Raw genomic sequence first — 15910 nt, forward strand, 5'->3', positions numbered from 1 at the left:
CTAGTCAAATGTAGTGTATTATATGTACCAGACATAAGAATAAAGGAGTTGATGACTGCTATGTTTCATTCAATCAAGACGAAAATAATTCTCCTCGTTCTATTACTCGTTAGTGGCGGCATTCTGACAATGACCTTAGTTAGCAGCTGGCTCGTTCAAGAACGGACAGAAGAAAACATTATTGAATTAAGTAACACACTACTCTCTGAAATAGGCGTGACAATCCAGTCAAACTTGGATCAATACAGTAAAGGGCTTGAGTTATTGAGTGAATCTCAAAACTTTGTAGAGGCGACCGCGACAACTGGACAAGTAGAAGTCATAAGTTTACTTACTAGCACCCTATCTACGTATCCAGACGTCTCAAGTACCTATCTTTCCTTTAATACAAAAGAAACAATTATCCGTCCGCATATTGACTTGTCAGGATTTGACCCTACTACACGCGAATGGTATCAAATGGCCGTTGCCGAACCGGAAGAAGTTCAATGGTCAAAGCCTTATATCGATGAAGTGACGGGAAATTTTGTCATTACTGCTTCAAAAGCCATAAAAAATGGAAATACTCTCGTAGGTGTAGTAGGACTTGATATTCAGTTATCCACTTTGTCTTCGAGTATTTCAGCCATTGATATTCCGTACAACGGCTATCCATTCATCCTTGATGGTGAAGGTAACGCAATTGCACACCCTTCATTGATTGGTGAAAATGTCATGAATCTTGACCACGTTGCGCAAATGTACAAAAAAGATAACGGCTACTATAACTTCAATCAAGATGGCATTGAAAAAGTAGACATGTTTACAACGATACCCGACTTCGGTTGGAAACTCGGTGTCATTTATGAAGAGAAAAATATGCAGGCACTTGCTAACGGCTTGCGCAATGTCATGCTCTTTGTAGCCGTCATTACATTAGTTATTTTAGCTATCGTACTATTTATTTTTATTAGCCGAGTATTAAAACCCGTTTTCCGTTTACAAGAAACCGTTCAAGAAGTGGCTAATGGCGATTTAACTATTCGAGCCAATATCCAGTCAACTGATGAAATTGGAGAACTCGGTAAAGGATTCGATCAGATGCTTGAGCAGATGAATGGTCTAATCACGACTGTCACCTACTCCGCATCGAATGTACTAGCTAGTTCGCAAAATTTAAGTGCTGTCTCTGAAGAAACGAATGCAACAAGCATGGAAATCGCACATGCACTGCAAGACCTTACGCAAGGTGCTTCTACTTCAGCAGAAAACGCAGAAATCGTGACTACGCGTGTAGATTCGTTAAATCAACAAATCAACGAAGCAAATGAAGTAGCTGGAGAAATGGCCAATCTTGCGAATGAAGCGGTATCTGTCAATGCAGAGGGGCGTGCACAAATGAGCGTATTGCACAACTCGTTCAACGACTGGAATCGTGACTTGCAACAAATGGGTGGGATGATCAGTACACTTGAAACGAAAGTGAAAGCGATTAGTTCTGTTATAGACGCAATTACCGCTATCTCTTCCCAGACGAACTTATTGGCATTGAATGCGAGTATCGAAGCAGCTAGAGCCGGTGAACACGGAAAAGGTTTTGCCGTTGTAGCAGAAGAAGTACGTCAACTAGCCGAACAATCCGCTCGTTCAGCAGAACAAGTACGTTCAACCATACATGAACTGCAAGATGGCACACAGCAAGTCATTCAACAAATGGCCGGCACGCGTGAAACATTCGAACGTCAAAGTAGCGTCGTTTCAGACACAGAAGGTATATTCGAAAAAATCTCCGGTTTTATCGGCGAAATGCAATTACGCATTAGCAGTGTAAGCGATGATTTACGAGAAATGGATAACCATAAAAATGATGTTTCTGAACAGATTCAACTTTTATTAGCAACCACTGAAGAAGCTGCTGCGTCTTGCGAAGAAGTCAGCGCATCCACAGATGAACAAGTACATGCAATCGGTACAGTATCAGAAGCTGCCGATGCATTGACTAAACTTAGTGAAGATTTAAGTCACGCAGTGGAACGTTTTAAAATTTAACCTAATCCACCACTCCTTTATTGGAGATGGTGGATTTTTTTACGATTTATACATCGAGCCAAGACACTTACGAAAGTTCTGCATAGTATAAGGGTAGTTCCACATTTGGAGGTGAAATCAAAATGGGCGAATCAGTTGGTTACTCAGGACAAAATGGCGGCTTCGGTTTTGCTATGATTGTCGTTCTCTTCATTTTATTGATCATTGTCGGTGCAGGGTTTATGGGCTACGGTTATTAATTTCTACACAATAAACTATAAAGGAGGTGGCAAAATGTTTGGATTCGGCGGATATGGTGGCGGAGGTTGCGGTGGTCAAGGACCTAGTTATGGACCTAGTTATGGATGTGGATCTAGATCTGGTTATGGTGCAGGTAGTGGGTTCGCATTAATCGTCGTACTATTTATCCTACTTATTATTGTAGGTGCAGCTTGCTTATAAGCACCACAAAAGCCTGTCGATAACATTCGACAGGCTTTTTCACCCTTTCTTTTAGACTATCAATCACCAAACCGTTTAACTAGATGAATGGTTGCATATTATATGTATGAAGACTGGAAATGACCTGTCATTCGGCAAGTCCTTTTTCGCCTTTTAGATACTTACATGGACGAGCTTCCGTGCTATAATAGATTCTACTAACTGGGGGTGAGAAAAAATGAGTGAAGTATTACTACGTGAAATCCTGTCTGAATTAGGTGGAATAAAGGCAGATATCTCGAGCATGAAGCAAGATATTTCAGGCATGAAATCAGATATTCAATCACTACAAGAGGGTCAGGCGAGTATGAAGCAAGATATCTCAAGCATGAAAAAGGATATTCAGTTCCTGACAGAAGAACAAAGCCAAATTAAGCAGGCTGTTTTAGAAACAAATGAACAGGTTAAGCAATTAAGCGAGAAACAGAACAGACAATACGCAATTATCGATGTCCTTTCCTCACGCTCCATTGAGCAAGAAGCTATGCTCAAACGCATACACTAATCCCCTTTCTTTCGTATAATCCACAATTGTATTTGTTTCCAAAATAGCGAAAAGCGTTCCGCCATTTAAGGGGAACGCTTTTTCATGCACAAAACACTACATAAATCATAGAATTTTTCATCTTTCACTACATCTAACATCAACAATCCTCTTTTCATATTCGCGATTTACTCTAGACAAAGTTCAAAAAGTGCGATTCGAGAATCTTCTTCAAACTTTCTATGATAAAGACACCTAGGAATACAAAGTGTCGTGCACGGCCTGAAGAGGTCGCTATTATGGAAAACTTTGAAGATGTATTGGCGCAATATGAACCAATGATTTCGGCTGTTATACGCAAACTGAATATTTATCGTGACTTTGAACAATTTCGTCAAGCGGGGCGTGTCGCTCTTTGGCAAGCTTGGTCGCGGTTTGACGAAAGTAAAGGCAACTTCACTCCTTTTGCTTATCGTTCAATTTATGGAGCACTATTGGATGAATTAAAAAGAGAAAATCGTTTCAGTGAAGCACATACGCCTGTCGAAACAGATACCGTAGAACTGCTAGCAGGTCATACTGTAGATGAGGAAGACTGTGGATTAAACGCTGCTTTGAAAACACTCCCTCTAGAACAAAGACAATTGCTCATCATGCTCTATGTAGAAAACCTGTCGCAAGCAGAATGCGCTAAATTTTTCGGAATCACCGTCGCAGGTGTCAAAAAACGACGGGAACGGATACTAAAGAAACTAAAACAGTATTTATTACAAGTAACGTAAACAAAAAATATCTCCTCGTCCGCTGCACATGCTGCAACGAGGAGATGTTCTTGCTATACGAATATATAGTTCTATCCAACCGTTTATTCTTCAGTCACTTCATAATTCCGCTTTTTTCGATCTTTATAAATAACAAAAGAAACAGAGTGCCTTGGCTGTTCAAGCTTCATTTGAGTAGCCCTAGACTCTAGAATATTTTTCAGCATACATGCACGCTGATATTTTTGTGTAAATGAATAGTAGCTACTATCGATCGTAAAAGATGTTCCATCACGCAAAATCACCCGCGTGCGATCTTTGTCTACTCCTTTATACGTATAAATATGCGCCAAGGCAAACCACACACAATCATCGCTTGAAGGTGATTTACTTGGGAACCAGTACAGATTAAGCACTTCACTTACTACGACGGGTGACATACTAATTTCACCTAAAATCGTCTTCGCTCCATCAATCGCCCCACGCAGACTAGATCCATAGTAGCGTAGACTTAAATCGACGATGTTCGTAGGGCTTACCCCCACCCGTACTAGTGCGCCATTACGTAACACAATCGCACATAACTTCCCATTCCCATCATAATTCGGATAAATCACGCTCGTACTAGGTGTAATAACCGCTTCCTTCAACCTCTTCATGTTTTCATCCCCCTTTTATTGTCTGTTGTAAACCGGCCAAAAAAGGGTATACTAAACATAGGTTAGTATACCCTAACCGGCTATCTCCGAGTGCGTCTGCCCAGACTTCTTACACTCGGAGATTTCTTATGTCCAAACACACATTTAATCCACACTCACCTCCCCTCAGGCGCAGCAAAAAAAATCTGAGTCTATAGAACTTTCCAACCCAAACTTACGGTAGTTCATTACACATGTATTTTATGTATTGTACAACACAATATGGATACCTAGTCCCATGCCATTTCGACTATTATATAACAGTTTTGATCTTTCGTCTATATTATTTTACACTATTCAGATTTTACTGTGAATTGATATATAAAGCAGTTCCCCCCTCTTTATTTTACAAGAAACGCCTAAATCAGTAGCTCATGTTATGATAGCAACACAAAGATATTCATCATACGAATGAAAGGAACTATCATCACAATTATATTATTATCATCAGGATTCGGTAGTTGATTGTTAAGGAGGAAACAACATGGTAAAAAATAAAGTATTATTCATCACAGGTGCTGCGCAAGGAATTGGATTGGAGATTTCCAAGGCATTCTCAGAAGCAGGCGCACTTGTTGTGTTAACAGATCTAAACGAAGAAAAAGTAAAAGAAGCGGCTGTCACAATAGGAGGCAACGCAATTGGTCTAAAATGTGATGTCACAAAAGAAGTGGATATCCAGCAAGCAATCGATGAAGCGATCGCTCACTTCGGACGAATCGATATTCTTATTAACAATGCAGGTATGCAACACGTGTCGATGCTAGAAGATTTCCCGACGGAGAAGTTCGAACTACTCGTCAAGATTATGCTAACTGCACCATTCATCACAACTAAGCTGGTGCTACCGCATATGAGAAAACAAAAATTTGGCCGGATACTAAACATGGCTTCCATTAATGGACTCATTGGATTTGCTGGTAAAGCGGCTTATAATTCCTCAAAACACGGTGTCATTGGCTTAACAAAAGTGGCGGCACTAGAAACCGCAACAGACGGCATCACAGTCAATGCCATTTGTCCGGGTTATGTTGATACGCCACTCGTACGCAATCAACTTGAAGATTTAGCCAACGTACGTGGTGTAGCGATGGAGTCGGTATTGGAAGAGATTATTTATCCGTTAGTGCCACAAAAACGTTTGCTTGATGTGAATGAAGTGGCAGATCTGGCGTTGTACCTTTCGAGTGACAGTGCGAAAGGGATTACGGGACAGGCAGTTGTTTTGGATGGCGGGTATACGGTGCAGTAGAATTTAGTAATTAGTAACCCCTCGTGCCTGTCTAGGTACGAGGGATTTTGCTCTACTTTAATTGTTTTAACTAACGCAATAGGTGCTCGAGTGATACTGCATAGTGCTACCGCGCCATTCCTCTGACAAACCGAGCCATGCTCACGAAACATCGCGCTATTCCACTGACAAACCGAGCCATTCCCACGAAACATCGCGCTATTCCTCTGACGAACCGAGCCATGCTCACGAAACATCGCGCCATTCCTCTGACGAACCGAGCCATGCTCACGAAACATCGCGCCATTCCTCTGACGAACCGAGCCATGCTCACGAAACATCGCGCTATTCCGCTGACGAACCGAGCCATTCTCACAAAACATCGCGCCATTCCGCTGACGAACCGAGCCATGCTCACGAAACATCGCGCTATTCCGCTGACGAACCGAGCCATGCTCACGAAACATCGCGCTATTCCTCTGACGAACCGAGCCATGCTCACGAAACATCGCACCATTCCACTGACGAAGCGAGCCATTCCCACGAAACATCGCGCTATTCCGCTGACGAACCGAGCCATGCTCACGAAACATCGCGCCATTCCTCTGACAAACCGAGCCATGCTCACGAAACATCGCGCTATTCCTCTGACAAACCGAGCCATTCCCACGAAACATCGCGCTATTCCTCTGACGAACCGAGCCATGCTCACGAAACATCGCGCTATTCCGCTGACGAACCGAGCCATTCTCACAAAACATCGCGCCATTCCACTGACGAACCGCGCCATTCCCACGAAACATCGCGCTATTCCACCGATGACACCGTTATATTATCCCACCTAGTATTCCATTATAGAACCTTCATGTCGGTTCCCATGTTATACTAATAGCAACTGATATTAAAGGAGTCCTACTGTATGCCATATGAATTACTATTATTTGATCTAGACGATACATTATTCGATTTTGCTGAGACGGAAAAACATGCGCTTGGCAATACATTTACAACTTTCGGATTACCGAATGGCCTAGCCACCTATCGCGACAGCTACCGTGCCATCAGCGCAGTTATCTGGGATGATCTTGAGCAGGGACGCATCACGTTGGAAGAATTAAAAGTGGAACGCTTTCGTCAATTATTCGCACAGCATAACCTGCAAATCGACGCATCACATTTCGGTGAGTTATACATCGAAAACCTAGGCCGCGAATCACATCTAATTGACGGTGTGGAAGAGATGTTATCGGGGCTGGCGGATTACCGACTAGCCGTTTTAACGAACGGCTTCACACTCGCCCAACACGCACGCATCGCTGGCTCACCGTTACGCGATACATTCGAAGCGGTCATCGCTTCCGAAGAAACAGGCTTCAAAAAACCACAGCCCGAAATTTTCGACTATGCGTTTAACAAACTCGGCATCACGGATCCTTCCCGTGTGCTGATGATTGGCGATTCTTTAACATCGGATATACAAGGCGGCATGAATGCTGGAATTGATACGTGCTGGTTTAATCCTAACCGCAAGCCAAACAACACAGCGATTCAGCCAACGTATGAAATTCATTCTTGGGAAGAATTCCATGTTGGGCGCCAGGTGGTTAAGAACCGCTGATCGTCAAATTCAATTTAGACAAAAGTACACCCTCCGTCAAAGTTTGTCGGAGGGTGTGTTCGATTATTTATATCACTTACGTCCAATGTCATACTTTCAATCAGTGGCTGCTTCAATAAACTCCTCAAACAATTTAATCGCCATAGTATCCTGTCGATCCGCCATTGCCTCAGGATGCCACTGCAGCCCAACTACAAAACGATGCGCTGTACTTTCCAACGCCTCAATCATACCATCCTTCGCCACCGCAGTAACAACGAGTGGTGATTTAACATCTTTCACCGCTTGATGATGCAAAGAATTTACACGAATTTCCGAAGTTCCAGCAATTTGTGCAAGTTTGCTATCTGGTACAATGTCAACGGTATGCGTCGCAAACTTCAAATCTTTCAATTGAAGATGCTGAAACAAATCACCTGACATTTGCGCATGAATATCTTGATAAAGGGTACCACCAAACGCGACATTCAACAGTTGATGACCACGACAAATCGCAAGTACCGGTTTATCCTGATCTATCATACTATTGACTAATGCAAGCTCCATCTCATCACGCTCTGGCACTACTTTACCGAGCTTCTCGTGTGGCTCTTCACCGTATAAAATGGGATCCACATCTTCTCCCCCGATCAACAGCAAACCATCCAAACGACCGCAAATATCCTCGATTCCGTACATCCCTACTGGTAGAATGACCGGTACACCACCAGCGCGTCGAATGGCTCGGATATATCTCGACTGGACTAACATATCCCCATTCTTATCCATGTCTGACGTTACTCCAATTAACGGTTTCATCTCTCACATTCCCTTTTAAACTATACTTATGTGATTTCAAGCGCATCCGTGCATCAATCACCAGTTTGTAAGCGCATACAAATAGAACCTGTATATACCCACATATAGAAGAGATTCAACACATACTCAACCCGTACCAGTTACAGTAAACAGTTTTCTCTTACTACATCTTCTTCCGGCAGAACAATCTTATACGGAATAGGTGACGACAATACAATGGAAGTCGTTAGCGTACCGAATGGGATCAGCCGGTCAATCAGCTCGCTCATTTTAGCCATGTTGGATGTAGCGGCTTTTAAAATATAATTTGTCGTTCCGGTCACACGGTGACATTCTATAATCGAATTCTCTTCCATAATTTGTTGCTCAAACTCAGCGGGCTTCTTTTTCAGTTCACTGACCTGAATGAATAATAATGTGTCCATTCCGAGTGCCTGCAATGAAAGTCGCGCAGTAAATTCCACTATAATGCCTTTTTCCTGCAGACGTAGCATACGCTCCGAAACACTAGGGCGGCTGAGAGATAATTCTTTTGAAAGGTCGCTAATTGTTACTCGACTGTTCTTTTGCAATAGTTCTAATAATTTAATGTCCGTTCTGTTCAAAAACTACACCTCTTTTCAAAATGAAGGATAAACGCATAAAAGTCATTCAATTTTGTGTCTTTTTTGTGAAAATCACTTTTATCTGATATGTAACTAAATTATATCCTACTCTATTATTAAGTCAAAGGGAAAACAGCAGGTGAAGGAGGAACGGAAGACATGTATCCCAAAGCATATGTAAAATGAACGATACGTTTTAGTTGTAAATGAAAGCGATTTCAACACCTTAAGGTTCTTTTACCGGCAGTAAAAAATCATAAAATAAAAGGAACGTGACGTATGAATACTAATAATCAGTGGTCTTCCAAATTAGGTTTTATTTTAGCGGCAGCAGGTTCGGCTATCGGTTTGGGAGCAATATGGAAATTCCCTTATGTGGCAGGAACAAGTGGTGGTGGTGCTTTTTTATTGATCTTTCTACTTTTTACTTTCCTGATTGGACTTCCACTTCTAATGGGAGAATTCATTATTGGACGTAGTACACAGAAGGATGCAATTGATTCATATAAAACGATCGCACCGGGTACATCTTGGCATCTAATCGGAAGACTGGGAATTGTTACTTGTTTCATCCTCCTGTCTTTTTATAGCGTAGTGGGCGGTTGGGTGCTCATCTACATCTGGAAAGCAGCAACGGGCAGTCTGAGCGGTTTGACACAGGCTGACTATGGAGATTTATTCGGCAGCATCGTATCAAGTCCTTACATAAGTGTAGGTGCCCAGCTCGTATTTATGATTATGACAACATTCGTCATAGCAAGAGGAGTTACGAGCGGTATAGAAAAGGCTAGTAAATATATGATGCCTGCACTGTTCATCTTATTTATCATCTTGACCATACGTTCATTCACTCTCGATGGGGCGATGGCTGGTGTTAGCTTCTTCCTAAAACCTGACTTCGGCAATATTACTTCTGAAACGATCTTGTTTGCGATGGGACAATCATTCTTCGCGCTCAGTATCGGTGTTTCCGTAATGGTCACATACAGTTCGTATTTATCCAAGAAAGAAAGTTTGCCACAGTCCGCTATTTCCATCGTATTAATGAACCTGCTCGTAGCAGTTCTAGCCGGATTGGTTATTTTCCCAGCGGTCTTTGCATTCGGACTTGAGCCAGACGCAGGCCCAACATTACTCTTTAATGTTTTGCCTACCATTTTCGGGCAACTACCATTCGGCACATTGTTCTTCCTAGCATTCCTTATTCTGTTCCTGTTTGCTGCGCTAACTTCTGCTTTCTCTATGTTGGAAATTATCGTCGCAGCCATTTCCAAAGGGGATGACACGAAGAGGAAAAAGTATGCTTGGATAATTGGCGCGGCGATCTTTATTGTTGGTGTTCCATCTGCCTTATCTTACGGCTTGCTATCAGACTTTACGGTTTTCGGTATGATTTTGTTTGACGCATTCGACTATTTAGTAAGTAATATTCTCATGCCACTCGGTGCATTGTTGATCGCTATATTCATTCCATTGAAAATACCGAAAGATAAGCTTTATGAAGAATTGAAAACCGGATCCAACCTAAATACAAAGTTATTTTCTGTCTGGTTTTTATTAATCCGTTACCTTGCACCTATAGCTATTCTAATCGTGTTCGCAGACGTACTCGGACTATTGAACTTTTTAAAATGAATAAACAGATAGATTGCTGACATCTTTTACTAGTTTCCAGCAATACAATAGAGGAGGAAATTATTTTGGTAACTTTAGAACAGACTTTACAAGACGACAAGGCTAGTGTATTGGATAAAATGGTCGAGCATGAACAAATTTTATTTTGCAACGACAAAGCAACGGGTCTAAAGGCCATCATCGCCATTCACGATACGACCTTGGGACCTGCACTCGGCGGATGCCGCATGGCGCCGTATAAAACTATGGATCTCGCATTAAAAGATGTTCTCCGCCTGTCTAAAGGAATGACATATAAATGTGCAGCAGCTGATGTAGACTTCGGAGGCGGTAAATCCGTCATCATCGGGGATCCGTTAAAAGATAAAACTCCTGAGAAATTCCGTGCTTTCGGTCAATTCATCGAATCTTTGAACGGGCGCTTCTATACAGGGACAGACATGGGTACAACGCTTGAGGACTTCGTGCAAGCAATGAAAGAAACTAACTTTATCGTAGGCAAGCCAGTTGAATACGGCGGTGGCGGAGACTCATCCATCCCTACTGCACTCGGAGTCTTCTATGGCATAAAAGCGACAAATAAGAATTTGTTCGGCGACGACAAAGTAGAAGGTAGAACATATAGTATCCAAGGTCTTGGAAAAGTAGGTTACAAAGTAGCTGAGCATATTATCAATGAAGGCGGAAACGTCATCGTCACAGATATTAATGAACAGGCGATTACAGATATTCAGACGTTTGGTGGAAGCGCTGTCAAGGTCGTATCAAGCGATGAGATTTATAGCCAACAAGCAGATATTTTCGTTCCTTGTGCATTTGGCGGCGTTATTAATGACGACACGCTCAACGTGCTGAAAGTCCGAGGAATCTCCGGTTCTGCAAACAATCAGCTCGCAGAAAGCCGCCATGGGGAGCTACTACGTGAAAAGGGTATTCTGTATGCACCGGACTATATCGTCAACGGCGGTGGTCTGATCCAAGTGGCGGATGAGCTGTACGGAACGAATCCGGCACGCGTACTCGCTAAAACTGAAAACATCTATAACTCACTGCTTGAAGTATTCAATCAGGCAGAACAGGATCATATTACAACTGCCACTGCCGCAGACCGTATGTGTGAGAAGCGTATTGCTGATGCCAAGAACCGCAACAGCTTCTTCACGCAGTCAAACAGACCGAAATGGAATTTTCATCAGTAATAAAAATAGCGTAATGAGGTGAAGGATTCATGGAAGAATTATTTCCAATTACACAATATGTGAATGAAGAAGGTACATTCTCGGATGACTCAATTAAAGAAGAAATCACATCCGAATTAGTTCATACATTTTACTATAATATGCTCCGTATCAGAACGTTTGACCGCAAAGCGAAGAGCCTACAGCGTCAAGGTCGCCTTGGAACGTATGCCCTTTTCGAAGGGCAGGAGGCTGCACAAGTAGGAAGTGCTCTTTCCTTGAAAAAAGATGACTGGGTGTTCCCTACCTACCGAGATCATGGCGCTCTGTTGACGTTCGGTGCGAATATGCCGAAAGTGCTACTGTATTGGAACGGGCGCGCGGAGGGTAATCTGCATCCTGACCGCAACATCTTCCCTCCGGCGGTTCCAATTGCCACACAGCTCCCGCATGCTGCAGGTGCTGCGTGGGCAGATAAGCGTAAGGGCAATAAAAATGTTTCTATCGCCTATTTTGGTGACGGGGCGACATCTGAAGGAGACTTCCACGAAGGCATGAACTTTGCCAGCGTCTTCAAGTTACCTGTCGTTTTCTTTAACCAGAACAATGGATATGCCATATCGGTGCCAATCGACAAGCAAATGAACTCCAAAACAATAGCCCAAAAAAGTGTCGCATACGGCATGCCCGGCATCCGTATTGATGGCAACGATATTTTCGCAGTATATTTTGAAACAAAAAAAGCATTCGATAGAGCGAGAAATGGTGACGGACCGACATTAATCGAGGCCGTTACCCAGCGGTTCGGTGCTCATACAACAGCTGACGACCCGACAAAATACCGCGATCAAGACGAAGTCGATTCCACACGTGATCAACTAGATCCGTTGCTGCGCCTTGAACGTTTCATGAAAGAACATAAATACTGGGACGAGAAATGGGAGCAAGAAATCAGTATAAAGATCAGCGAGGAAATCGAACAAGCAGTCGTTGAAATGGAAAACTTCCCGAAAGCGAATGTAGAAGATTTATTCGACCATGTATTTGCAGAAATGCCATGGCCGCTGCAGGAGCAAAAAGAACAGTATCTACAATCAGTTAGGAGTGATCAGTAATGAATCCAGTCGCTGAAAAACCAGTAGTTGAAACAAATAAAACGACACGTTCATTAACACTTGTCCAGGCTGTGACAGATGCACTAGGTACGATGCTCGCTGAAGATGACCGTGTCATGCTACTCGGCGAAGACATCGGAAAAAATGGCGGTGTATTCCGCGCAACCGAAGGCCTTCAGCAACAGTTTGGTGAAGACCGTGTCATTGACACACCGTTAAGTGAAGCCGGCATTGTCGGTTCCTCTGTCGGGCTGGCAGTGAACGGTATGATTCCAATCGTGGAAATACAATTTCTCGGTTTTGTCTATCCGGCATACGAACAAATTGCCACGCATGTGACGCGTGTAAGAATGCGAACGATGAGCAAATATACCGTGCCAATGGTGATTCGGGCGCCGTATGGGGCGGGCGTGCGCGCACCAGAAATTCACTCGGATAGCCCGGAATCACTTTTCACACATATGCCTGGCATTAAAGTCGTCTGTCCTTCATCCCCTGCCGATGCTAAAGGTTTGCTAATCGCGGCGATCAAAGATCCAGATCCCGTATTGTTCATGGAACCGATGCGCTTATACCGCGCTGTCCGCGAAGATGTTCCGGTAGGGATATATGAAGTCGAAATCGGAAAAGGTAAGAAAGTTACTGAAGGTGATGATGTAACCGTCATCACCTGGGGCGCCATGGTGCCTGTCGCGAAGGAAGCGGTTGAAAAAGCGAAAGCAAAAGGAATTCAATGTGACTTAATCGATATGCGCACGCTGTTTCCTCTCGATAAAGACATTATTGCACAATCTGTCCAAAAAACCGGCCGCGTAGTAATAGTGCATGAAGCACATGATACGACAGGCGTCGGAAACGATATTCTTTCTATTATCAATAAAAATTCATTTTTATATATGAAAGCACCGATTGAAAAAGTAACAGGATTTGATGTACCAGTCCCCTTCTTCGCACTGGAAGATGATTATTTACCATCACCCAAACGAGTAGAAGAAGCAATCGAAAAAGTTTATACATTTTAAGGAGGTTTTCCTAATTGTTAGAGGTAAAACTGCATGATATAGGAGAAGGGATGACGGAAGCCGAGATTCTTCACTACTTCGTGAAGCCCGGCGACTCCATTGTTGCTGATCAAGCACTTGTAGAAGTACAGACAGATAAAATGGTGGCAGAATTACCGTCACCCGCAACTGGAATTGTAAAAGAACTATTAATAGATATGGGCTCTACTGTAGAAGTAGGCACCACAATCCTGCTGATAGAAGCAGAAAACCTATCAGGACAGAAAGAGCAAGAAGTTTCTGCTACTACCGAGTCGGCATCGGCAGAAAAGGTCCAACCAAAGAAGACTCCACCCACTGCAACGAAATTCAAAGGACCGCACCGGATCATGGCAGCTCCGTACACACGGAAAATTGCCCGAGAAAACGGCGTGGACATTACACTTGTCAACGGAACAGGTCCTGCTGGCCGTATTTTAGAAGAGGACGTGTACCGCTTCAAGGAAACAGCAAGCAACCAAGCTTCCGCAGCACAGGAAATTGCTGCAACGGACACTGTGCAACTTGCTTCCCCTGCTCCGGTAGCTAAGTCAGCAACGGCAACGGCAGAAGTGGAGACGATTCCTTTCACAGGCATCCGCAGGCAAATCGCGAAGAAGATGACACAATCACTGACGACGATTCCGCATGTTACGCATTTCGAGGAAATCGATATGACGAATCTCCTTGCATTACGCCAGGAATTGAAAACAGACGGCATCTCTGTTTCTGCGGTGGCATTTTTCATCAAGGCATTAGTCGTGGCATTGAAAGATTTCCCTGTTTTCAACGCAAAGCTGGATGAGGAAAATGAAGTCATCATTCTTGAAAAAGATTATCATATCGGACTTGCGGTCGATTCAACACTCGGACTGATCGTGCCAGTTTTGAAAAACGCCCACAAGAAAACGTTGCTAGAAGTCAACAAGGAAATGAAAGAGCTGAATGAAAAAGCACGACTTGGTACATTGTCAGGTAATGAAATGCGTGGTGGCACGATGACGATCACGAACGTCGGCCCACTCGGAAGTACAGGAGCCACGCCTATTATCAACCACCCTGAAACGGCAATTATCGCATTCCATAAAACGAAGAAATGCGCAGTGGTGACGGATGATGATGAAATTGTAATCCGCTCGATGATGAATATTTCCATGTCATTTGACCACCGAGTAGCAGACGGTGCAACGGCGGTAGCCTTTACGAACCGCTTTGCAGAGTTGATTGAAAATCCTAAAAAGCTTTGGTTGGAGTTGATATAATTGGTAGTAGGTGAAATCATTCAAGAGAAAGAGCTGGTTATTATTGGTGGCGGCCCGGGCGGCTATACTGCTGCAATCCGCGCCGCCCAGCTCGGGCAGAATGTCACATTGATCGAAAAGGATCAACTCGGCGGTGTATGCCTCAACAAAGGATGTATCCCTTCCAAAGTCTATACACATGCTGCCGGCGAATTGGACAACATCCCACATCTGTCTGATTTAGGAATTGAGACACAAAAACCTAGCATTCAGCTACTAACTTTGTTGGACTATAAAAACCGCATGACCGACCAGCTAAAAAAGGGCGTTGAAGCACTCTGTAAAGCAAATAAAATCGAAGTGATCGAAGGCGAAGCGACTTTCCTTTCAAAAGACCGGATCGGTGTGGAGTCAGGACATGACTTTCAGACATTCCGCTTTAAGACAGCTATTCTAGCAGCCGGCGGAAAACCTACTGCTCCCCCTGGAATGACAGTCAGCAGTCGTACGTTTCTATCTTACGAGATTTTTTCACTCACTGACGTTCCCGAGCACCTGATCATCCAAGTCACCGACGTAATTGATCTGGAAATGGCGACAACATTCCATTCATTCGGCTCGAAAGTAACTATTCTGCTTGAAAAAGACAAGGATCTGCCATTCGATCCGTCGATTTCAAAGGAACTGAAGCGTTTATTTAAAAAGAAGAAGATTACACTCGTAACCGATTGTACGTCGATTCAAACTGCCGATTCAAATGATGGGGTAACGGTCACATTCCATAATAAAAACGGAGAAGAAACTACCGTGGAAGCGAGCCACTTCTATACAACCGGAACAATCGGTGTCGATGCTGCGGCACTCGGTATCGATCGTCTTAAAATGGACATGACAAAGGAAGGCCTCGTACATGTCGACGGACAGCTGCAAACGTCCATCCAGAACATTTATGCAATCGGTGATCTGACACCGGGGCCTGCCCGTGCGGTGAAAGCGAT

Annotated in this window: 17 protein-coding genes; 14 read left to right on the forward strand and 3 right to left on the reverse strand. The window is 43.5% G+C overall.

What is annotated here, in order from left to right; all coding sequences use genetic code 11:
- Positions 1-60: 60 nt before the first annotated feature.
- From ORD22_RS01575 to ORD22_RS01595, 5 genes are all read left to right on the forward strand, one after another.
- Positions 61-2028, forward strand: a complete 1968-nt coding sequence (locus ORD22_RS01575) for a methyl-accepting chemotaxis protein (RefSeq protein ID WP_317644087.1) — start codon at positions 61-63, stop codon at positions 2026-2028.
- Between the two features lie 122 nt (positions 2029-2150).
- The gene (locus ORD22_RS01580) at positions 2151-2267 is read left to right on the forward strand and encodes a YjcZ family sporulation protein (RefSeq protein ID WP_317644088.1); all 117 of its coding nucleotides are present in this window, start codon (positions 2151-2153) and stop codon (positions 2265-2267) included.
- 34 nt (positions 2268-2301) lie between these two features.
- Positions 2302-2469 carry a YjcZ family sporulation protein gene (locus ORD22_RS15130; RefSeq protein WP_411567601.1) on the forward strand — a complete coding sequence of 56 codons (168 nt, stop codon included), beginning with the start codon at positions 2302-2304 and terminating at the stop codon, positions 2467-2469.
- Positions 2470-2686: 217 nt separating this feature from the next.
- On the forward strand, positions 2687-3013 hold the full coding sequence (locus ORD22_RS01590; RefSeq protein ID WP_317644089.1) for a histidine kinase: 327 nt from the start codon (positions 2687-2689) through the stop codon (positions 3011-3013).
- A 278-nt stretch (positions 3014-3291) separates the two neighbouring features.
- Positions 3292-3774 (forward strand): sigma-70 family RNA polymerase sigma factor, encoded by a 483-nt coding sequence (locus tag ORD22_RS01595; protein WP_317644090.1) that lies wholly within the window; start codon positions 3292-3294, stop codon positions 3772-3774.
- 83 nt (positions 3775-3857) lie between these two features.
- Here the strand turns inward: ORD22_RS01595 and ORD22_RS01600 are convergent, their stop codons facing one another.
- On the reverse strand, positions 3858-4412 hold the full coding sequence (locus tag ORD22_RS01600) for a competence protein ComK (protein WP_317644091.1): 555 nt from the start codon (positions 4410-4412) through the stop codon (positions 3858-3860).
- A 523-nt stretch (positions 4413-4935) separates the two neighbouring features.
- On the opposite strand from ORD22_RS01600, the gene ORD22_RS01605 reads away from it, so the two are divergent.
- The 3 genes from ORD22_RS01605 (at position 4936) to ORD22_RS01615 (ending at position 7300) form a co-directional block, all read left to right on the forward strand.
- Positions 4936-5703 carry a 3-hydroxybutyrate dehydrogenase gene (locus tag ORD22_RS01605; protein ID WP_317644092.1) on the forward strand — a complete coding sequence of 256 codons (768 nt, stop codon included), beginning with the start codon at positions 4936-4938 and terminating at the stop codon, positions 5701-5703.
- Positions 5704-5840: 137 nt separating this feature from the next.
- On the forward strand, positions 5841-6527 hold the full coding sequence (locus tag ORD22_RS01610; RefSeq protein WP_317644093.1) for a hypothetical protein: 687 nt from the start codon (positions 5841-5843) through the stop codon (positions 6525-6527).
- Positions 6528-6601: 74 nt separating this feature from the next.
- Positions 6602-7300 carry a YjjG family noncanonical pyrimidine nucleotidase gene (locus ORD22_RS01615; RefSeq protein WP_317644094.1) on the forward strand — a complete coding sequence of 233 codons (699 nt, stop codon included), beginning with the start codon at positions 6602-6604 and terminating at the stop codon, positions 7298-7300.
- Between the two features lie 96 nt (positions 7301-7396).
- On the opposite strand, the gene ORD22_RS01620 is transcribed toward ORD22_RS01615, so the two are convergent.
- Positions 7397-8098, reverse strand: a complete 702-nt coding sequence (locus tag ORD22_RS01620; RefSeq protein WP_317644095.1) for a gamma-glutamyl-gamma-aminobutyrate hydrolase family protein — start codon at positions 8096-8098, stop codon at positions 7397-7399.
- 140 nt (positions 8099-8238) lie between these two features.
- Positions 8239-8703 carry an Lrp/AsnC family transcriptional regulator gene (locus tag ORD22_RS01625; protein WP_317644096.1) on the reverse strand — a complete coding sequence of 155 codons (465 nt, stop codon included), beginning with the start codon at positions 8701-8703 and terminating at the stop codon, positions 8239-8241.
- A gap of 279 nt (positions 8704-8982) precedes the next feature.
- Here ORD22_RS01625 and ORD22_RS01630 point away from each other — a divergent pair, with 279 nt between their 5' ends.
- The 6 genes from ORD22_RS01630 to ORD22_RS01655 form a co-directional block, all read left to right on the forward strand.
- Positions 8983-10338 carry a sodium-dependent transporter gene (locus tag ORD22_RS01630; protein WP_317644097.1) on the forward strand — a complete coding sequence of 452 codons (1356 nt, stop codon included), beginning with the start codon at positions 8983-8985 and terminating at the stop codon, positions 10336-10338.
- 119 nt (positions 10339-10457) lie between these two features.
- Positions 10458-11537 carry a Glu/Leu/Phe/Val dehydrogenase dimerization domain-containing protein gene (locus ORD22_RS01635; RefSeq protein WP_317644198.1) on the forward strand — a complete coding sequence of 360 codons (1080 nt, stop codon included), beginning with the start codon at positions 10458-10460 and terminating at the stop codon, positions 11535-11537.
- 29 nt (positions 11538-11566) lie between these two features.
- Positions 11567-12631 carry a pyruvate dehydrogenase (acetyl-transferring) E1 component subunit alpha gene (gene pdhA / locus ORD22_RS01640; RefSeq protein ID WP_317644098.1) on the forward strand — a complete coding sequence of 355 codons (1065 nt, stop codon included), beginning with the start codon at positions 11567-11569 and terminating at the stop codon, positions 12629-12631.
- Positions 12631-13653, forward strand: a complete 1023-nt coding sequence (locus tag ORD22_RS01645; protein WP_317644099.1) for an alpha-ketoacid dehydrogenase subunit beta — start codon at positions 12631-12633, stop codon at positions 13651-13653. Before pdhA ends, ORD22_RS01645 begins: the two co-directional genes overlap by 1 nt.
- A gap of 14 nt (positions 13654-13667) precedes the next feature.
- The gene (locus tag ORD22_RS01650) at positions 13668-14933 is read left to right on the forward strand and encodes a dihydrolipoamide acetyltransferase family protein (protein WP_317644100.1); all 1266 of its coding nucleotides are present in this window, start codon (positions 13668-13670) and stop codon (positions 14931-14933) included.
- Positions 14934-15910 (forward strand): FAD-dependent oxidoreductase (locus ORD22_RS01655; RefSeq protein WP_317644101.1); only part of this gene is annotated, 977 nt, incomplete at its 3' end. It abuts the gene before it with no gap.

The sequence above is a fragment of the Sporosarcina sp. GW1-11 genome (assembly GCF_033088395.1).
GTDB lineage: Bacteria > Bacillota > Bacilli > Bacillales_A > Planococcaceae > Sporosarcina.